Origin of the sequence: Runella sp., assembly GCF_965279615.1 — a bacterium.
Taxonomy (GTDB): Bacteria; Bacteroidota; Bacteroidia; order Cytophagales; family Spirosomataceae; genus Runella.
Window position 1 is genome coordinate 2,124,278 of sequence record NZ_OZ257252.1, and the last position, 21,284, is coordinate 2,145,561.

The following is a 21,284-nucleotide window of genomic DNA, read 5'->3' on the forward strand; positions in this document are numbered from 1 at the left end:
CACTTGGCTTATTTTTTTATAATTTTGTTAAAAACGTCGAAAGCTATGGTTTTGATTACAAGTATTTTGCGCAAGCCACGCTCCAATAAAATCTATACGCATGAGGAATATCTGCGTTTTGAAGAAAAAGCGCACAATAAAAATGAATTCTATAAAGGTTTGATTATTCCTATGGCAGGTGCAAAAGCAACTCACAATGAAATCAGTGCTAATGTGGTTTCCACGCTGAAAAATGCAGTAAGACCATTAAAAAACATTTACCGAGTTTATACCAGTGACCAGAAAATTCGCATTGATTCAGAAGATACAACTGTATATCCTGATGCATTGGTAATTTGTGAAAAACCGGAATTTTGGAATAGTCGTGAGGATGTAATTATTAACCCTTTGGTTATTGTCGAAGTTTTGTCTAAAAGCACCCAAAATTACGACCGAGGCGAGAAATTTATGTTGTACCAACGCCTTCCTTCTCTCAAAGAATACGTAGTAATAGAGCAACACACGCCACTGGTAGAATCTTGGTATCAAATCGAAGAAAATACTTGGCAAAAAACAACCGCTCATGGCACAGAAGGAAAGTTATCGCTTCGTTCGTTGGGTGTTACACTTCGTTTAGACGAAGTGTATGAGCATATAGCGTTTTAAATTTTTCTATTTTCTCAAAAAATTCTTCAACTTCTCTACCTCCCATTCCTCAATAGCGGGAAAATTAGCAATACGAAAAGTAGTATTTCGCCATTCCCCATATCCATTACCGAGCGTAATTCCTGCCGCAAGCGAGGCCTTTTTGATAGCAGCAATGGCTTCCGGATCACCTTTTACCGCAATGACCGTATCAGAGCGCGTAGCAGGATTCTGAACAAGGGGTTGCCAAATCGTTTCATTGGCTAGAAAATCATACCATATAGCAGCGCGTTTTTCCGTCTTTGCGCCCACTTCCTGTATATTTTCGACTTGCTCCATTACGCGCATAAGCAAGTAGATACCAAGTGTATTGGGCGTATAATGCGTTTGGAATTTTTCAAAGTTCTCATGCATGAAAAGCAAGCTGTTATATCGCAAAACATCATTTACGCTTCGCGCTTTTTCGAGCGTTTTTGGAGAACACACCATGATACCCAATCCCGCAGGAAGTCCCAAACATTTTTGTACCGAAGCAAACCACACGTCGCCCAATGTCCAATCGAAAGCAACACCTCCCAGCGAGGAGGTAGCATCAACGGCAATGAGTGCATCTGTCATGGCACGGATTTGGGCGAGTTCTTCCATGCGCATATGCGTCCCGTTTGAGGTTTCGCTGTGTGTCAGGCACAATACTTCATAATTTTGCAATCGTTGCCGGTTAAATTCAGCACGCGTCGCATCGTCATCATGTTCAAACAAATGATACGTAAGCGTTTGCTCAATGGGAAACAACGACCCGGTGGTTTGCGGTACGATGTGCGAGGCATAACTAAACCATTTCTTTCCAAAAGCACCGTTATAATGATGCGCGCTATGGTGCGATGTCAGCGATTGGGCAATGATCTCCCAGGCTTCTGTTGCCGACGAAACCAGATAAATGGTATAATCTTCCGGAATATTGAGTTTGAGATGCATCAAACGAATAGTCTCACGCAACACATCCATAAACCCCTGACTGCGATGGTTCATGCTCAAAATCCCCGAACGAAAGGCCTCCTGTAAATAGCCCTCGACCTGTGGATATACTTTGGAAGGACCGGGATAAAATGTTATCATTTTGAATACGGGAAAGAAAGAACTGAAAATGTAAAACCGGAAAATGCAGAACCGAAAAATGTAAAACCGAGAAATGTAAAACCGAGAAATGTAAAACCGAGAAATGTAAAACCGAGAAACTGAAAAATGTAAAACTGAACCGTAGAGCGGAGCGCAGTATCAAACCGAAAAATGCAGAATATAAAACTGGAAAATGCTATTTTATTTCTCCTTTTTCAGTTTGAAATTTTTCAGTTTCTCGGTTTTACATTCCTAATCCGCTCCGCCTTTCGCGGTATCAATGCTTTTCTGAAAAATAGCGACAAGTTGACGAGATTCACTCAATAACAGTTCATCAACGAGCATTTTAGCTTTTAGTAACATCCGAAGATTAATAGAAGTTTCTCGAAGTTCTTTATGAGCCACTTTCATTTTATGAATAAAATCTTTCTTTGATTCAGCCGCCTGTGCCTCGCCGTATATGAGGGCAGGTGCCGTGCCTGATCTGAGAAGTTGATCTGCCAAATGTCTTCCGGCGGCCGTTTTAGGCATTTTTTCGCTCGCCTCAATGATCAAAACCCCGAAATCAATCAACCGCTCTTCTAAGTCAAACTTCCGATAATTCATTATTCAAATTTTAATTAACCTTTATTAGACGATAGTTTCCTTCATAAATATCGCCGCTCGGTTTAAAATTTTTCAGTTTAAACACATTTGGATTGTGGCCATTTGCTATTGCCTTCCTTTTTCAGTTTGAAATTTTTCGGTTTATCATTTCTCGGTTCATCTATGCTTTGGTTTTTCGCCATTACCCCTTCCTTTTTCAGTTTGAAATTTTTCGGTTTTACATTTCTCAGTTCATCTACACTCTGGAGATTCGCCCTTATCCCCTCTCCTTTTTCAGTTTGAAATTTTTCGGTTTATCATTTTTCAGTTCTAAAATAATGTCAGTTTACAAAAAATACCGCACAGCCATCTCATATCCTTTCAACCCCAATCCAACAATAACGCCTTTAACGCGGCTGCTGAGATAGCTATGGTGACGGAAAGCTTCGCGCGCATGAACGTTGGAAATATGCACTTCCACCGCCGGGGTCGTCACGGCCGAGAGCGCATCGGCAATCGCTACCGAGGTATGCGTATAAGCTCCTGCATTAAGCACAATTCCGTCAAACGTAAAACCGATTTCGTGGATTTTATCGATCAGCGCGCCTTCATGGTTGGATTGAAAATAGTGCAATTCTACTTCAGGGAAGGTCACTTGGAGGGTTTCAAAGTAATCTTCAAACGTCTGACTGCCGTAAATAGTTGGCTCACGTTTGCCCAAAAGATTCAGATTGGGACCGTTAATAATAAGAATTTTTTTCACAGTATTGGTGGTTTTGCTTATGCCGCAATATTACTATCTTCTTTTGGAAATCTATTTTTTTTGCATGATTTCCCACAAAAAAGCCCCTGCTTTTCAGCAGAGGCCTTGAAAGAAAGGTATGGAATACCGCGGCACTGTTAAGCCTCTTCTGCCAACAGTTTTTCATGAGCGGCTGTATCCGAATGTTTTTTATCCTTTAATGACAGGTACGAATAAATCGCAGGAATGATGTATAATGTTAGAATAGTGGAAAATAACAAACCTCCCACTACCGAAATACCCATTGAAACGCGGCTTTCAGAACCTGCTCCCAACGCTAATGCGATGGGCAAGATCCCTAAGATGGCGCACAAACTTGTCATAATGATCGGGCGGAAACGAGCCGCTGAAGCGGCCTTTACGGCCTCCAACTTAGAAAGCCCCGCTTCTTTTTGCTGATTGGCAAATTCCACGATCAGGATACCGTTCTTGGTTACCAGCCCTACCAAAGTAATGATTCCGATTTGACTGAACACATTGAGCGTTTGACTGAAATCCCACAACGACAATAATGCTCCGCACACCGCCAACGGCACAGTAAGCAGAATGATAATAGGGTCAATAAAACTCTCAAACTGAGCTGCCAAGATCAAATAGATCAAGACTAATGCCAAGCCAAAAGCAAACAACAGCGAGGACGAACTGTCCTTAAATTCACGCGATTGGCCATCAAGTGCTGTGGTGTACGTGTCATCCAAAACCGATTTGGCAATTTTATCCATTTCATCAAGGGCTTGGCCCAACGTCACACCTTTGGCCATCCCTGCGGTCACGGTAGCGGCGGAGGCACGGTTAAATCGGAACAACTGCGGCGGCGAACTTTGCTCGGTCAGTTTCACAAAATTGTCAAGTTGGATCAATTCTCCACGGTTACTTTTTACAAAGAGAGATTTTAAATCCATGATGTCATTGCGGTCTACGCGTTCGATCTGGCCAATGATCTGGTACTGTTTTCCGTTCATTAAAAAATAACCAAAACGACGCCCTGAAAGCCCTAATTGAAGCGTTTGAGCAATATCCTGAATCGAAACGCCTAAATTTTGTGCTTTATCGCGATCAATTTCCAGGCGAATTTCGGGTTTGGTAAACTTGAGGTTTACATCCGTGCCAACAAACATCGGGCTCTCATTGACGCGCTTCATAAGCTCGGGAATCACGCCCCGCAGTTTTTCATAACTCGTGGCCTGAATTACGTACGAAACAGGAAAGTTATTTCCCCGTTGTCCCGTTTGAATGGTAGGATCTTGAATAACAAACGATTTTGCGCCCGAAATTTTCTTAACTTTTGCCTGAATAGCGTCCGATATTTCCATTTGTGAACGCTGACGCAGTTCGGGTTCGCTCAATACCACACGCACAAAACCGGTGTTGGTGGCATTGGTCGAAAAGCCCGGCGCCGTAATGGTAATCAACGCATCACGCTCATTTACTTTTACTTCATCTTTGACCACTTTGGCAAACTCCTGAAGGTATTTGTCGGTAAAATCAAACGTAGCTCCTTCTTGCAGCGTCAGCGATACCCGGAAGCCGCGTCGGTCTTCCATCGGAGCCAACTCAGAAGGAATGGCATCGTATTTGAAAAGAAGGTAAATGATACCGATAAAGCCGACCATCAATACCCACGCCAACCAACGCACCTGCATAAAACCCGCCAAGGATGATTCGTAAGCGCTGTTCAGCCATTGAAAGAAAGGCTCCGTAACACGATAGAGCCAAGGCTGCTTGTGACGTGTTTTAAGCAATTTTGAGCTAAGCATCGGTGTCAACGTCAGCGATACAAATGCCGAAATAATCACCGAACCCGCCACCACGATTCCAAACTCGCGGAACAATCGCCCTGTTACTCCCTGCAAGAAAATAATGGGTAAAAACACCGCCGCCAACGTAACAGTAGTTGAAATAATGGCAAAGTAAATTTCTTTTGAACCCGTGATCGCGGCATCCCACGGGGACATTCCTTCTTCAATTTTGGTATATATATTTTCCAAAACCACAATGGCATCATCCACCACAAGCCCAATGGAAAGGACAATTCCGAGGAGGGTCAGTACATTGATCGAAAAACCCATTATGTACATCAGGAAGAACGTTCCCACTAATGATACGGGAATGGCCGTCAAAGGAATCAGGGTACTGCGCCAGTCACGCAGGAAGATAAAGATGATCAACGCCACCAATACAAAAGCGGTAATGATGGTTTCTTCTACCTCAGCAATGGAACGGCGCACCGAACGCGTATAATCAAACCCGAGGGCAGGAACAATATCAGGCGGTAATTCTTTTTTGATTTGTTCAAAACGCTTATAAACTTCATCCACAATGGCAATTTGGTTGGCACCCGGCTGAGGCACTACCGCAACACCCACCATCGGAATACCATCACGGCGCATCAGAGTTCGCTCATTTTCAGGCCCCAACTCAGCACGACCTACGTCTCTGAACTTTACCACTCTGTCTTCTTCTTCTTTAACGATTAGCCCGTTAAATTCCTCAACCGTGGTCAAACGTCCCAAAGTACGCACCGTCAGTTCGGTAGATGCCCCTTCAATGGTTCCGGAAGGCAGTTCTATATTTTGTCGGGTCAACGCATTTAATACATCAATTGCCGTCAATCGGTACGAGGCCAGTTTGAGTGGGTCGATCCACAAACGCATCGAATAGCGCTTTTCGCCCCACACCTGAATCGAACTTACGCCGGCAACCGTCTGCAAACGCTCTTTGATCTGTCGCTCCACGATATCGTTGAGTTCCAACATCGAACGTTTTTCAGTCTTTACGTTCAGGAAGAAAATAGGATTGGAATCAGCATCGGCCTTGGAAACGATCGGCGGGTCAATGTCGCGTGGCAGAAGTCCCAACGAACGGGATACACGGTCGCGAACGTCATTGGCAGCCGTTTCCAGATCAACGCCCAAATCAAATTCAACGGTAATGTTGCTGCGACCGTCGCGGCTCGACGACGTCAGGGTTTTGATGCCGGAAATCCCGTTGATGGATTCTTCCAATGGCTCTGTGATCTGAGATTCGATGATTTCGGCATTGGCTCCCGTATAACTCGTCCCTACGTTGATCACGGGCGGGTCCACGCTCGGATACTCACGTACCCCTAAGTACGAGAAACCGATCAGGCCGAAAATAATGATAATCAGCGACATCACTACTGCCAATACAGGCCGCTGAATACTGGTTGTAGATAAAGATGCCATAGTTGTCTCTTTTTACTGCTTAACGATTGCTTCTTTAATGTCCACTTCACCTCCTTGTTTCACCTGTAAAATCCCTGATGTTATGAGCGTATCACCTACGTGCAGGCCTTTGTATATCTCAATGGTTCTGTCACCGCGAGTCCCGATCTCCACTTCAACGGATTCCGCTTTATTATTCCGAACCAAAAATACGCTATGGCCTTTCAGGCCGGGAATAACCGCTTCTGTAGGAACAAGAATTCCGTTCGATTTTGAATTAAGGACAATTTCAATGCGCGCAAATGATCCCGGAAACAGCTTACGGCCATTGTTGGGGCTGGTAGCCCGAAGCGTAAGCGTACGGGTGTTAGGGTCAATTTTTGGTTCGATCGCGTACACTCGGCCATAAAATTTCTCATCACCGCTTTCGGTAGTGAATGTAATGGCAGTGCCTTTACTGACATTTGTAGCATATTTGGCGGGAACCGAGAAATCAATTTTAGCAGGATTGGTATTGGTCAACGTAGCAATTTTTGCGACCGTACCGGGAGATAAATAACTTCCTTCGCTGACATAACGCAAACCGATGGTTCCGTCGAACGGAGCCCGAATAACTGTCTTGGCAATTTGAGCCGATAGGTTTTCGATATCGGCGTTCATACTGTTAAGGTTGGTCAAGCTGATGTCGTAATCGCGTTGGCTGATGGCTTCTTTTTCCAACAGTTTCTTCTGACGTTCTTCGTTTACCTCGGCCAATTTTTTCTGGTATTGTAATTTCAGAAGTTGAGCCTGTAGATCGGCATCATTTATACGAACCAAAACGGTTCCTTTTTTTACGTAATCGCCTTCTTTAAAATTAATGGAAGTGATTCGTCCGGCTATTTCGCTTCGAATATCTACTTCTTCATTAGCAATGATAGTCCCCGTTGAAAGTATTTTTTCTTCCAAACGTTGATTGCCGATCACCATGATATTGATGGGTGCCGAGCCTCCGCCTTTGGCGGCTCCCTGCCCTGCTCCACTGACTGCGCCTGTAGTTCCGGCGGCTTTTTCGTCCTTTTTAGCGGTATATTCTTTAAGCCGGGGATAAAAAGCTAAGCCGGTAATAATTAAAATAACAAGTACGGTTAAGATTGATTTTATAGGTTTGCTCATTCCGGTTAGGTATTGGGTGTTCGTCGTAACGGGTAAACAGGAGAAATGAAGGGTTAAAGGTACTGCTTAACCATGACTTATGACTGCCGATTCCGCTTATTTTACAGCTATTTACTTAAAAAAGGACGATTCTCGGTTGAGCATCGACGAATTTGATTTTTGTGTCGGCTAATGAAACAAAAGAAGCGACAGTTAAAAGCTCCTTCTAAAAGAACCGTATCCACCTGCCAAGCGTGTTTATTGTTGTTAACCAGGGGTTACTATAAATCTATATATAAACCTATTCAGACCTTATAGGTTTGGTTTGTTTGTTTATTTACAAAAAAGGGCCGCAAGATTGCGACCCTTTTTTGTACTTAATATTGATCAAAATCCTGTGATAAATTAATACCCTTCGTTTTGCTTAATGATCGGATTTTGAGTGATTTCGTTGTCCGGAATTGGCCAGATAAATTTGAAATCAGAATACGGAATAGCAGCCTGTGTTGGGTTGATCGCTCCGCCAACACTGTATAAAGCTGCTCCCTGCGCACCGTTTGCGTATTTTGCAGGAATTCCACCCGTTGTAAAGTCAGCGTCAACGGCGTTGCGGTGAATATCAGCCCAACGTTTTCCTTCGGCCAAAAACTCTACTCTTCTTTCAAACAAAATCGCCGTGATCAATGCTTTTTTGTCGGCAAAACCGGCTGCTGTATAGGCTTCGGTTGCCGGAGCGGCCAATGCACGATTTCTAACGGCATTCAACAACGAAAGCGCTCTGTCTGATACACCGGAAGCCAAGCGTGCTTCTGCTTCTGCTGAGTTAAGCAATACTTCCGCATAACGAAGTTGAGGCGCAAAATCGGCTCTTTCGGTATAGGAAGTATATTTTTTAGCGAAAATATTGACCGTAGAAGCACCGTTTGAGTTAGCTCCCGATACGTACAACTGCGTACGACGTTTGTCGGTCGCCAACCATTTGCTGTTGTTCCAGATAATGGGTGAAATAGCCAACAAACCACGAGCACCTAAGTTAGCGGCACCGTACATACTTGGCAAGGCACCGTTGGTTCCTGTATTGTCCAACGCATCGTTACGAATGGAGAAAATGCTTTCCGTCGAGTTGTTGTTGGTAAAAGGACCGTTAGGCTCGTCGGTCAATTTTAATCCTCCGATCGGGCTTACAAACGGAGCAGCAGCAGGAATCAATTTAGCACCTTCGGCAATTACACCGGCCCAATCACCTTTGTGCAATTTTACGCGTTGTTTCAGCGCAATGGCGGCAGCTTTGGTGGCACGAACTACGCCCGGCGTAATCGTAGCAGGCAAGTTGGCCTCTGCAAAATCAAGGTCTTCCAAAATTTTCGCATAGTTCTCCGCAACGGTAGGGCGAGCAACTGTTCTTACCTGCTCTACGGCCGTACCCGAATTGATCGCGAAATCACGGTAAGGAACACCCAATTTGCTTCCATTACCATCCAAATAAGGACGAGCGTAGAATACAACCGCCTCATGATGCGCCAACGCTCTCAGAAAGCGACATTCCGCTTCGTATTGCGTAGCCGTTGCTGCCGGAATAATGTTGGAAGTGGCCGCCGTTTTAAAGCCTTCGATTGAGATGTTCGCTTTGTTGATCAGCGCATACAACGCTCCCCATTGTCCTACGTTGTTGGCCGTGGTTGAATTGTAGGTTGCCTGATACGTTACCTGAAAGAACGCCGCTACGTTGATCACATCTTCGCCGCGCGCATCTCCCTGTTCGATGTTTGCCGCGCCGAAAGGATATCCACGAACGGTACCGTCAGTATACGGGCTGCTTTGGGCGGCATCATACACACCATAAAGGGCCAATAAACAACGGTCGGCCGTACTGAAAGCACTGGCGTCCGTGATGGCATTGAAAGGGCTTTTATCAAGGGCTGTTTCGCAACTGCTCAACAAAGCAAGCGGGAACGCCCATAGTAAGGTTTTTCTAAGAAATGTTTTCATAAATAAGTCGTTTGTCACAAAGAATTAGAAACCGATATTTAAACCAAAAGAAGTGGTTCTGATCTGCGGACTTACCGCATAATCCAATCCAAGATTGCTAATGTTGTCCGGGTCAGCTCCTGAGTATTTTGTCCAAACAGCCAGGTTTTGACCTTGGGCAAACAATCTCAGGCTTTGGATAAAACCGTTGGTTGCTTTGCTCAATCCACCACTCGGAAGCGTGTAGCTTAATACTACGTTTTGCAAACGCAGGTAGTCGCCGCTTTCGATGAAGCGAGAGTTGGCCAACTGAGTTTGGTTGATGTTGTTACCTTGTCCGTAATATAATCTTGGAACGGTAGTTACATCACCGGCTTTTTGCCATCTGTTCAGGATCTCTCTTCCGTTGTTTTGGAAGCTTTGGTTCAACAGAATTTCCTGCTTGGTTACGTTAAGGATTTTGTTTCCTCCCGAATAACGAAGCATCACTTCAAGACTTAACCCCTTGTAACGGAAGTTGTTGGTCAACGCGCCAAACCATACCGGCGTTGGATTTCCAAGCTCTTTCCGGTCGGTAAAGGTCAAAGAGGATTGCGCTCCTAAAGTGCCTTCGTTCTGATTGTTTGCCAAGTAGTAGCCCCCGATCGAGAAAGGTGCACCGTTTGAGAGGTTCAACTGAATCAATGAACCGTCAGCTTTCACATACACAGGGTTTCCGTTGGCGGAATTAACGCCTGAGAATTGATACCCGTGAATTACGTTGATCGGTTGACCGATTTTGATGAGGTTATAGCCACCGTTCTGGATATAAGGAACGGCTGTTCCACCGATAGAATACAATGCTGTAATTTCATTCTTAATGTTAGAATAATTAAAGTTTGCATTCCATGAAAAATCCTTCGATCTGAGAATATCGCCGCCAATCGACAACTCAATTCCTTTATTACGCAATGAACCGATGTTCTGCTTGATGCTGTTGTTAGGTACTCCACCGCTCAACGGAGTGGGTACATCCAATACCAAATTATCTACGTCATTGACGAAGTAATCAAGTGTTACATTGAAACGGTTGTTCAAAATACCCAACTCAAGACCTGCATCGTATTTGTTACTGGTTTCCCATTGCAGATCGGAGTTACCAACCGCCGAAACGGCAATTCCGCTGATGTTTCCGTAAGGACGTGCACCATACGTACTGAGGTAAGGGAAGCCGGTCAACGTGTTACCGACTTTTGCGTAAGACGCTTTCAGTTTCACTTCATTGATGTATTGACTCAAATTGCTGCCGGCCCAGAAGCCTTCCTGCGAAATTCTCCAACCTGCCGAGAACCCGGGAAATACCCCATAGCGTTTGTCAGGTGACAACGAGCTTTGTCCGTCACGACGAATAGACGCCTGTACGAAGTATTTGCTGTTGTAATCGTAGTTGAAACGACCGAAAAGTGACTCAAAACCTGATTGGCTCAATGAACCACCGATTGTTTGGATCGCCGCACTTCCCGTGATAAAGTTCTCTTTCACAAAGAACATATCCGAAATGTTGGTTCCGGATGCTGAGTGCCATTTGTAGTTTTCACGTTGAACTTCGTGACCCGCTGTCAGGTAAAAATTATGATTTTTGCCCAACGTAAGGTTGTAGTTCAGGTAGTTCTGCCACGTGTATCTCAATTGGTTTTGGCTGATGTTATAGACGTAACCGTTGGTTCCACCCGTAGATGTACCATAACCGTCGCCGTGTTGATTGGTCCAGCTTTGGAAGCTGTAATCATTGAACATATCCGCCGAAAATACCGAACGCAATTTCAACCCGGCTACCGGTGAGATTTCGATGAAGCTGTTGTTGATGATACGGTATTTGTCAGAACGGTACTGGTTGGCACGCAACGTATACGCCGCATTGGTAAAGTTATCATCCACCGATGTTGTGTTGGCGCCCGGATTCATGGAGTTACCGTTAGGCCAGTTGATGTTGAAGCCCGTTGGGTGATTTGGATTGTACGGTGAAACGTTCGGCAACAAACGAAGACTGGAAGAAATAGCCCCGCTCAAAGCGTTGGTTCCGTTGTTTTGGTCTCCGTCATCCTGACGGCTGATCGTGATATTGTTACCCAACTTTACGTATTTGTTGGCTTCGTGTTCTACGTTCAAACGAGCACGATACGCTTTGTTGTAGTTCGTAATGATGATACCCTGTTGCTGCGAGTAGTTAAGCGACATGTAGTAGCTGGTCTTTTCAGAACCGCCCTGCGCACTGATGGTGTGATTGTGTACCGTCGCATTTTTTACCATTACCTGATCCTGCCAATCGGTGTTGGTTCCGTTGGCATCCATGTTGGCGCGCAATGGCTGTCCGGCGTTGGCCAGTTTTTCGTTGGCGATGGTCACAAACTCCTGTGCATTCAACAGATCAAAACGTTTGAGGGCGTTGTTGAATCCGATGTACGCATCATAACTCACTTTGCCTTTGCCTTTTGTACCTTTTTTGGTCGTGATCAGGATCACACCGGCTGCCGCTCTGGAACCGTAAATGGCCGTTGCCGAACCATCTTTCAGGATCTCCATATTTTCGATGTCGGCCGGGTTAATGTCACCCAAAGCGTTCGAGTTGGTGGTTCCCGCCAAGTTACCCGAAATAATGGGAATACCATCTACCACGATCAGCGGATCATTGGCTTGATTGATCGAGTTTGTACCGCGAATACGGATACGGGCAGGTGTGTTTACACCACCACCTACGTTGGTTACCTGTACACCCGTTGCTCTACCCGCCAATTGCTTGTCAATGGAAGAGGTCATGAGGTTGGCAAACTGTTTGGCGTCTACTTTAGAAGCCGCTCCCGTAAATGCTTTCCGCTGTTGCACGCCGTAGCCGATAACCACGACCTCACTCAGCTCATTGGCTAATGTTTTCAACGAAGGGCTGATCGTGGATTGATTCCCGATCAACACTTCCTGATCTTCCATACCTACAAAGGAAAACACCAATGTTCCGCCGTTTGCCGGAATCCGGATGGAGTATTTTCCGGTTCCATCAGTGACTGTTCCGGTAAGTGAACCTTTCAGAATAACGCTTACACCCGGTAAGGGAGAGTTATCTTCAGTACTGGTGACAGTACCGGTAATTGTGCGCTCTTGTGCCCGAAGCTGGAAACAAAGAGCTAACAACAAGCAGATGCTTGTCAGTAAAAACTTCCGCATAAGATTTAGTTTGGTTTTTAGTTAAAATAAAAATGGTGATACTACGATCCCGTAGTAAAACAAGTAACTTTGAAAAAAGTTGCGGTGAAATTAATCATGAATTAACTAAGTAAAAAAAAAGGCAAAAGAAGATTATTACTCAGTAACATATTTTTTGCACACCAAAATATCCTTTTTAATTCCTCTTACTTCTTAAGTAAATCCATTTATTTTCTGATTTTCAAAATGTTTGAATCTTTTCTAGAGAAATCTGCTAAGTATATATTTGAAACAAAAAGACATACTAACCGTCTTGAAAATTTGTTGATAATTGTACCCACCCGGAGAGCTGCTTATTTTTTTAAACGGGCACTGGCTCAATGCTCTGACCGGCCTTTTTTAGCTCCCGAAGTGCTGTCATTTGATGATTTTGTGACCAAAAAATGCGGCGTTGAAATGGCAGATGATGTCAGTTTATTGTTTGAATTGTATGACGTTTTTAAGCAGGTTGATAAGCATATTACGTTTGAGCGCTACCTGCAATGGGGAAGTATGCTGCTCCGCGATTTTGACGCAATAGATCAATACCTCGACGCCGACAGAACAAATTATTTATTCGACTACATTACTGAAGCTAAAGCCATTGAACGTTGGGAACTTGATTGGCCCAAAAACAAAATCTCGAGCGATTCGGAGCGTATCAAAGCTTACTTCGAACTGTTCTCCAATTTGAGGGAAGTATACGAACGTTTCCGCCAACATCTTCAAGCTAAAAAGAGGGTTTACCGGGGACTCGCTTACCGTATATTAGCCGAAAATACCTTTGAATTTCTATTAAATAATGACGCAGAAGCTGTCCCAAATGCAAACGAAGAGACTGAGACATCGTCCAATTCCGCGCCCGACTTTTACTTTGTTGGACTCAGCGCCCTGAGTGCTGCGCAGGAGAAGATCGTCCGAACGCTCATCAAAGCCAAACGCGCCGAAATCCTGTGGGACACGGATCATTATTACATGCGTGAAAATCCTTACATCGAAGGCGGTAAAGCATTGCGCGCATATCGTGACGCGGCTTGGGCAGGCCAATGGAAGTGGACCGAAAATCAACTCCTGCAAACGCCCAAAGACATTACGGTCTACGCCGTTCCGAATGCTTCGATGCAGGCCAAAGTAGCGGGTGAACTCTACCGACAATGGGGTGTCGAAGACCTGGGCGGAACCGAAGATCGCCCCGTAGCCATTGTCCTTGCCGACGAAAACCTCTTGGTGCCGGTGCTTAACGGTTTGGACGAAACCATCGTTGACCTTAACGTAACGATGGGACTCACCCTGCGCAACTCACTGCTGTTCACCCTTGTAGATTCATTATTCGAGTTACAGTTTACCGTAGCGGAGTTTAAAGCCAAAGATGGGCGCGCCATCAAAATTCCCAAATACAACCACCGCACGGTTCAAAAAGTATTGAACCACCCATTTATCCGTCGGTACGAATTTTTGGCGTTACAGGACCGCAATTCTACCGCACCGAGCATCATTCAAACCACCATTCACGAAATACAACGGCGCAATTTTGTGTATCTTGACCCTAATCAATTGCTGGAATGGGGGGAAAATCACCCACTGTTTGTGTCTCTTTTCAGTCGTTGGGATGACAATCCGCATACGGTCATTAAGGCAATGTACGTGCTGATCGATCTGCTGCGAGAAGTGTACAAAGACACTCAAAACGCCATTGAAACCGAGTATTTGTATTTGTTTTACACGTTGCTGAAGCAACTCGAAACCACCCTCAACAACAGCCGCGCCGAAAAACTGAACTTACGGACGTTCAAAGCATTTATGTACGAACTCATCCGCCAAACCCGCATTCCTTTCAGCGGTGAGCCTGTCAGCCCATTGCAGATCATGGGAATGCTCGAAACACAGGCATTGGATTTTGAACGAATCATTATTCTTTCGATGAACGAGGGAGTATTTCCTGCCGCCAAACGCCAAAATTCGATGATTCCGTGGGACATTGCCAAAGAAGCCGGCCTACCCATTTACCGAGATCAGGACGCGGTAATGTCGTATCATTTTTACCGCCTTCTGCAACGAGCCAAAGATGTTCATTTGGTGTACGTCACCGACCCAAACACGTATAACGGAGGCGAAAAGAGTCGTTTTATCCGACAATTGGAACATGAATTGGCCGATAAAGCCAAAGACACGATTCGTTATAAAGAGCTTACGGTAATGTTTAAGGAAAAAGAGAAAAGTGCAGAAGAAGCGGAAAGTGAAAACAGACTTGATCCATTAACCATTGAAAACCTCGTTGAAGGACACAAATTAAAAATAGCCCGCCAAAAAGCCGCAAATACCGATTGGACTGTTCCTAAAACGCCCGAAACGTTGGCTTTCCTCATTAGTTCGCTCGAAAAAGACGGATTGTATGCGACCCATTTAAACCAATATTTAAAATGTTCTCTCCAATATTATTTCAACCGAATTGCGGGGGTAGCGGAAGATGAGGAAGTAGAGGATCGCATCGGGTCTGCCGACTTTGGTTCCTGGATCCATAAAGTACTGGAACGCATTGACAAGGAGTTCCTGATGGAAGGCAAACCCATCACTGACGAACAGGTAAAGGCCATTTTACGCGAAGAATTTGACAAACAATTTGGCGGCTATGATGCCGAATCAGGCATCAATCGATTGCTGTATCAGGTAGCCGAACAAACCGTGGTAGATTTTTTGCGGGAACAACGTACACGCAATGAATCGCTGGTGGTCTTGGCGACTGAGCGAAAACTGTCGGCTACGTTAAGCTTTCAAGTAGGCGACAAGACGATTCTGTTCAAAGTTGGGGGGAAGATCGACCGGATCGAGCTGGTAGACAATATGATTCGGGTGGCCGATTACAAAACGGGCAAAATTGACCAACTCCCCAAAGTAACGCCTGATAAACTGGCCGATATCATGAATTCTGGAACCAATCCTAATTATGAGAAGATCAGGCAATTGTGGATTTATCAATACCTCATTTACAAACAAATGCTGCACGATCAGGGTCTGATGCTGCGTGGACAGTTGTTTCATTTAGACAATTATCAGGTAACATCGGGATTTTATTCTTTGCGCAATATCAAACGGGGCTTTATTGAGAATCCGCTTCAGTTTGACCAAGCCAACGACCCCGAGAGTTACGTAGCCCAATCGGAAGAATACATTCGCGCTTTTATCACCGAAAAACTCCTCAACGTCGATGAGCCTTTTCGCAAAACCGATCAGTTGATTGGCTGCCAATATTGTGATTATAAAGAGATTTGCGGGCGGTAGGTCGACTCGTTTCATTTGCAGTTCCGTCAATTTTTACGGATACTTGTAAACGAATCCCGGTTCTTAACCCAAACACTTCATCCATTACTCACTTTATGAAAAAGTTTATTTTGCTGGCATTGCTGTCCAATTCTCTTTTTGCCCAAATCACACCCTATGAAAAAAGCAAAGAACAGGAAACCGCCACCTACGAAGAAATCATTAGCTTTTACCGCGAGTTAGACAAAAAATACGACCAAGCCTCATTGATCGAAGTCGGTACAAGCGAAATTGGCAAACCGATGCATTTGTTTGTATTATCCGCCAACAGGATCTTTAAACCGCAACCCGACAAAGCAACGCTTCTGATCAATAACGGCATTCACCCCGGCGAACCGGAAGGCATCGACGCCAGCATGATGTGGGCGCGGGAATTGTTGGAAAAGAAAATGCTGCCGGCCAATGTATTGCTGTGCATCGTTCCGGTCTATAACATCGAAGGTTGTCTGAATCGCGGCGTGTCGCGGCCTAATCAGAACGGGCCAAACAGTTACGGATTTCGGGCCAATTCACGCAACTATGACCTTAACCGTGATTTTATCAAAACCGATTCCAAGAACTCTGAATCATGGCAAACGATGTTTCAGGCTTGGAAACCACACATCATTGTCGACAACCACACCTCCAACGGTGCTGATTATCAACACGCTGTCACGTATTTCCCTACTCAGAAAGACAAGTTTAATCCTATTGTTTCCGCCTTTTTTACGAAACAATTTAAACCGGAATTGGATACAAAATTGGCAAAATCAGGTTTCGATCCCGTTCCGTACGTAAATGCCTTTGGGGCAAGTCCTGAAACGGGCTACGGCGGCTTTAATGATTCCCCTCGGTATAGTTCGGGGTATGCGTCTTTGTTCAATTGCGAAACCTTCGTCGTAGAGTTGCACATGCTCAAAGACTACCCCACCCGCGTAAAAGGCACATATGCCTTCATGGAAATCACGCTTGACCTTGCGGCCAAAAATGCGGCCACACTGATCGCCAATAAGCAGAAAGCCGATGAAGCCGTGGCGGCCCAAACTACATTTCCGCTGAGTTGGAAAGTGGATCGTACCGTGGCCGACACCATTTCCTTCAAAGGATTTGCGGCCAAATACAAACCCAGTGAAGTAAGCGGGACGAATCGCTTGTATTATGAACGAAAAGAGCCTTTTACCAAACGAATTCCTTTTTTTGACCATTATGTAGCCGATGTAACCGTTCAAAAACCCAAAGCATACGTATTGCCTCAAAGTTGGGCGCGCGTGGCCGAATTGCTCAAACTGAACGGCGTCCTGCTTCAGCCGCTGGAAAAAGATACCGAAATGGAAGTAGAAACTTACTACATTGACGATTATAAAACTCCCGCCAAACCCTACGAAGGGCATTACAATCACACCGGCGTAGTGGTTAGAAAAGAAATGCAAAAGATGCAATTCTATAAAGGAGACTTCCTCATTACAACCAATCAGAAAGCCAACCGGTATATTGTGGAAACCCTCGAACCTCAGGGAGTTGATTCGTTCTTTTCCTGGAATTTCTTTGACAGTATATTGGGACAAAAAGAACATTTTTCAGCCTATGTCTTTGAAGACATAGCGGCTGAAATGCTGCGCAAAGATGCGACGTTGAAACAAAAATTAGAAGAACGTAAAAAATCGGATGATGCTTTTGCTAAAAGCGGGGCGGCTCAACTGGAATTTATATACCGGAATTCTCCGTATTTTGAGCAGACATACTCACGTTATCCTGTGTATCGGTTGGTGAAGTAATGCTGTTTTCCGTAGCCAAAACGGCTTCCGTAGCGTCTAATTCATCGTCGTCAAAGTAAAAAAATGGGTCCATAGTATTGTGGGTATTTTGGGGTTTTCTGCTTTCTATAATATACATACGTAAAAAGTATACCTAAAGTCACAGTATTTTCGAAAAAAAAATAAAATTTAATTTTCAAACCTTTATTACCTCGTTTCGCTCGATATACACAAGCAATGCCTCTACGGTAGTGAAGCCCATTTCATAGAAGAGTTTGGCGTAACGTTTGATCTGCCTGACGTGGTCATCGAGCGGAATCCCTGTTTTATAATTTACAATTACCACGCGGTCGGCGAAGTGAATGACGCGGTCGGGATGGTGAACATTTCCATCGGGCGTCAGGATCTCGCACTCGTTGTCCACATTTGACTCTACTTCAAAAAGCCCTTGCAAATCAGGATGTTGAAGAATTTTTTCAAGGCTTTCCCGAATGTCGTTCGCTTCGATCTTTTCTATTAATCCTTCGGTCTGCATTCGAATCAACGCCGAAGGAACATCGTCGGGTGTACGCACCATTGAAAGTGCATAGTAGACCTTGTTGCCGTGGTCACGCTTAGGTTCAAACGTCTCCACATCAAAGATGCGATTGGCCAGTCGCCGCAGGCGCAACTCGCGGCTGCGGTCGGTCGAAATAATATGAGGAATGTAGAACGTAGGAGTGTCGGACGAGCTGTGAGGTGCGATGGGAGTAAGCTTCTTTGGTATATCCCTGTTTGCCATTTCCGTTTCCTGAATACTTTCCACATATTGATGCAGCCAATAACTTACTTTTCGCGGCGATTTGATCTTGGCAAAGTTCTCTTCCTTGGCCAATATGTATAACTTTTGCGTAGGGCGTGTAAACGCCACGTACATTAAATTGAGGTTCTCAACAAACACGCGCTCCCGTTCTTCCCGGTACTGAGATACGACGGAATCTGTGGTGAACAGTAATGTATCTTTCACCTGAACCGAACCCGTTTTGAGCCATTTTACCGACACTTGCTCGATCATATCCCCGTTTTCAACATCGTTCTTAGTAATACCCGTAATTCCGAGGTCTTCTTCAGGGTCAAGATCAATCCACATGGTATCGCGTTTGGCATTGGGTACAAAGTCCCAATCAGCGTACGGAATGATGACAACGGGGTATTCCAACCCCTTAGAACGGTGGATGGTTTGTACCGTTATGGCGTTGGGATCTGACGGGGCCGAAATGGATATTTTTTCTTTCTGGGTTTCCCAATAATCTAAAAAATCGGCCAAATGACTGCCGCGCTTGGTGTTGAATTCCAACACTACGTCCAAAAAACGAAATAAATAATCCCGTTCTTCCACGACCTCAAACAGTCCAAAGGTCTGTATTAGTTTTTCAGCTAACTCATACGCGCTGATTTGAAGAAGGCGGTAAGGATTCAGAAACGTATCCATCGGATCTGCTTCGTCAACATTTATTGCCATTCCTTTAGATTGTCTCAAACAATCATTGACAAATACATAAAATTCGCGCACATCTTGGGCTTCCACCACGGCTTTGAGCAGATGGTTGTCTTTGTTGTTGGGAATCCGTTTGACGATCATCCGGAAAAATAAATACAATGCCTCATACTTATCCAATCGACTGTCGGGCTTGACGAGTACCCGCATAAAGGCCGTGACCAAATTCACCGCTCCCGAAAAACGCAACGAAAGCGAATCGTCGGAAATGATATTGTAACCGTTCTCTTTGAGGTGGTTGGCAATTTTTTTTGCATCTTTTTTATACCGACACAATACCGAAATATCGCCTACCCCAAAACCATCTGTTTCGGTAGCCTGTTGAATGAGCGCCAGCGTTCGGTTGATCATCACCGGCGTATCATCGTCGTCGTTGGCATCGTTGTTGCCGGCAGCAATAAATTCTATTTGCACCTCCCCGCCCGTTCTGGGCTCAGGTGGCAACTCCTGCGCCACCTGCTCAAATACTTCGCGCGAAAGCGGGAATTGATCCCGATACAGTTCTTCGATCTTTTTAAAGAATGCGTTATTGAATTCAATGATTTCTTTTGTGCTCCGGCGATTTACCTTTAATATATCTCCTGATAAATGCCATCGGATACTTTCAAGGCGCTCTACGGTCAATTCGCTATCCCCCAACGAATGCGAAAGCCGGGTTAGGTCTTGGGAATGGAGGGCAATGATCTGATCCATATCGCCCCCTCGAAACCGATAAATAGCCTGTTTAGAATCTCCAACGGCCAAGTTAAAATGGTCATAGCCGAGGCTGTTGTCGATCAGCGGTAATACGTTGGCAAATTGCAGTTTAGATGTATCCTGAAATTCATCAATGAGAATATGATTGAACTTCTCCCCCATGCGTTCGTAAATGAACGGCACCGGGTCTTCGGTCACGATTTGAAGGATCTTTTGGTTGAATTCCGAAATATGAACGCGGTTATTTTCCCTTAACTGACGATCAAATTCTTCTTTGATCTCATTCAATAAGGATAAATGATACAAATGCGGAATGAGCTGTTGGTACAAATAATACGTACCGCCGTTGGTTTTCCGTATCTTCTCTATATCTTCATAATAATCAATCAATTGCGACTTTATCCCGGCCACGGTTTCTGTCACAAACGGGCGAGCGGTTTTGGTCAGCCATCCTTTGTCATTTTCAAAAGCCTCTTTTTCGCGCGCTCCCGGCTCCGACATGGTTTCGGAGGCATCGGTACGTTTTTTAAAATAGCGAAAGACAGTTCCGTACGAAAAATCTTTCTCATCCAAGCCACTTTCCAAGATCAATCGGTGTCCTGCTTCGGCTTTATGTATCACTAGATTTTCCCATTTTCGGAGCGCGCCTACGAGTTGCCGCCGAATCTTTTTAAAGTCTTTGCCCGACAAATGGGCATTTTTCATGATGGAAGCGTAACGTTGCTCATTGAGCAGATCGTTGGCAAACCCCGCCAATGCTTCGGGCAAACTATGGTAATTTCGCCCTTCCTGCCCGGCGTCCAGATAAAAAGATTCGAGAATATCGGTCAACTCCGAATACGCTTCGTCGCCTGTTTTCTCAAGCATTCTTTCCACAGCCATCAGCAACAATTCTCCCGCTTCCATTTCCACTTCAAACGAGAACGGAATGCCGAGTTCATCCGTGAAAGCACTCACCACCCGCTGCACAAAACTGTCGATGGTCAGGATGGCAAAATCGCTGTAATCGTGCAGGATCTGTTTAAAAATAAAGTCGGAGCGCTTGCGTACATCCCGTTCACGAGCGCGGTACGCGCCTTCCGGGTCTCTCAGCGATTCGGGGTACAGTTCGCGGAGAATATCGTGCAGCATCGGGTCGTCTTTTCCATTGGCAAACGCTTCCAATTTCCCCAAAATACGGTCTTTCATCTCACGCGTAGCGGCCTTGGTAAAGGTAATGGCCAGGATGTGCTTGAAATAATAAGCATTTTCGTTTTGTAAGACGAGTTTGAGGTATTCTTTGGTAAGCGTATAGGTTTTTCCCGACCCTGCCGACGAACTCACAATTTTGAACATAGCGGACTCTTCCGAATTTAAAGTCCTAAAGTTAC

General features: G+C 44.9%; 11 protein-coding genes. 3 read left to right on the forward strand and 8 right to left on the reverse strand.

From position 1 onward, the window contains the following. The first annotated feature begins 45 nt into the window (after window positions 1-45). A complete protein-coding gene (locus ACQY73_RS09380; RefSeq protein WP_428664641.1) occupies window positions 46-645 on the forward strand; it encodes a Uma2 family endonuclease in 600 nt (199 codons plus the stop codon). A gap of 6 nt (window positions 646-651) precedes the next feature. Here the strand turns inward: ACQY73_RS09380 and ACQY73_RS09385 are convergent, their stop codons facing one another. The 7 genes from ACQY73_RS09385 to ACQY73_RS09415 form a co-directional block, all read right to left on the reverse strand. Continuing rightward, window positions 652-1,740, reverse strand: a complete 1,089-nt coding sequence (locus ACQY73_RS09385; RefSeq protein WP_428664644.1) for an aminotransferase class V-fold PLP-dependent enzyme — start codon at window positions 1,738-1,740, stop codon at window positions 652-654. A gap of 252 nt (window positions 1,741-1,992) precedes the next feature. Continuing rightward, a complete protein-coding gene (locus tag ACQY73_RS09390; RefSeq protein WP_428664646.1) occupies window positions 1,993-2,346 on the reverse strand; it encodes a four helix bundle protein in 354 nt (117 codons plus the stop codon). Between the two features lie 325 nt (window positions 2,347-2,671). After that, window positions 2,672-3,088: a type II 3-dehydroquinate dehydratase gene (gene aroQ, locus ACQY73_RS09395; RefSeq protein WP_428664649.1), complete on the reverse strand. Its 417-nt coding sequence runs from the start codon at window positions 3,086-3,088 to the stop codon at window positions 2,672-2,674. A 137-nt stretch (window positions 3,089-3,225) separates the two neighbouring features. Further along, window positions 3,226-6,333 (reverse strand): efflux RND transporter permease subunit, encoded by a 3,108-nt coding sequence (locus ACQY73_RS09400; RefSeq protein ID WP_428664652.1) that lies wholly within the window; start codon window positions 6,331-6,333, stop codon window positions 3,226-3,228. 12 nt (window positions 6,334-6,345) lie between these two features. Further along, window positions 6,346-7,467, reverse strand: coding sequence for an efflux RND transporter periplasmic adaptor subunit (locus ACQY73_RS09405; RefSeq protein WP_428664654.1), 1,122 nt, complete (start codon window positions 7,465-7,467; stop codon window positions 6,346-6,348). Between the two features lie 384 nt (window positions 7,468-7,851). Further along, window positions 7,852-9,435 carry a RagB/SusD family nutrient uptake outer membrane protein gene (locus ACQY73_RS09410; RefSeq protein ID WP_428664657.1) on the reverse strand — a complete coding sequence of 528 codons (1,584 nt, stop codon included), beginning with the start codon at window positions 9,433-9,435 and terminating at the stop codon, window positions 7,852-7,854. 24 nt (window positions 9,436-9,459) lie between these two features. Next, window positions 9,460-12,612, reverse strand: coding sequence for a SusC/RagA family TonB-linked outer membrane protein (locus ACQY73_RS09415; protein WP_428664660.1), 3,153 nt, complete (start codon window positions 12,610-12,612; stop codon window positions 9,460-9,462). Window positions 12,613-12,912: 300 nt separating this feature from the next. Between ACQY73_RS09415 and ACQY73_RS09420 the strand changes: the two genes are divergently transcribed. Then, a complete protein-coding gene (locus ACQY73_RS09420; protein ID WP_428664663.1) occupies window positions 12,913-15,909 on the forward strand; it encodes a PD-(D/E)XK nuclease family protein in 2,997 nt (998 codons plus the stop codon). Window positions 15,910-16,004: 95 nt separating this feature from the next. Then, on the forward strand, window positions 16,005-17,702 hold the full coding sequence (locus tag ACQY73_RS09425; protein ID WP_428664666.1) for a hypothetical protein: 1,698 nt from the start codon (window positions 16,005-16,007) through the stop codon (window positions 17,700-17,702). Between the two features lie 175 nt (window positions 17,703-17,877). Here ACQY73_RS09425 and ACQY73_RS09430 read toward each other — a convergent pair whose 3' ends face one another. After that, on the reverse strand, window positions 17,878-21,249 hold the full coding sequence (locus ACQY73_RS09430; protein ID WP_428664669.1) for a UvrD-helicase domain-containing protein: 3,372 nt from the start codon (window positions 21,247-21,249) through the stop codon (window positions 17,878-17,880). Window positions 21,250-21,284 lie beyond the last annotated feature (35 nt).

Coding starts and splice junctions, on each gene's coding strand:
- ACQY73_RS09380 (WP_428664641.1), top strand. CDS start 46: ATGGTTTTGATTACAAGTATTTTGCGCAAGCCACGCTCCAATAAAATC.
- ACQY73_RS09385 (WP_428664644.1), bottom strand. CDS start 1,740: ATGATAACATTTTATCCCGGTCCTTCCAAAGTATATCCACAGGTCGAG.
- ACQY73_RS09390 (WP_428664646.1), bottom strand. CDS start 2,346: ATGAATTATCGGAAGTTTGACTTAGAAGAGCGGTTGATTGATTTCGGG.
- ACQY73_RS09400 (WP_428664652.1), bottom strand. CDS start 6,333: ATGGCATCTTTATCTACAACCAGTATTCAGCGGCCTGTATTGGCAGTA.
- ACQY73_RS09405 (WP_428664654.1), bottom strand. CDS start 7,467: ATGAGCAAACCTATAAAATCAATCTTAACCGTACTTGTTATTTTAATT.
- ACQY73_RS09410 (WP_428664657.1), bottom strand. CDS start 9,435: ATGAAAACATTTCTTAGAAAAACCTTACTATGGGCGTTCCCGCTTGCT.
- ACQY73_RS09415 (WP_428664660.1), bottom strand. CDS start 12,612: ATGCGGAAGTTTTTACTGACAAGCATCTGCTTGTTGTTAGCTCTTTGT.
- ACQY73_RS09425 (WP_428664666.1), top strand. CDS start 16,005: ATGAAAAAGTTTATTTTGCTGGCATTGCTGTCCAATTCTCTTTTTGCC.
- ACQY73_RS09430 (WP_428664669.1), bottom strand. CDS start 21,249: ATGTTCAAAATTGTGAGTTCGTCGGCAGGGTCGGGAAAAACCTATACG.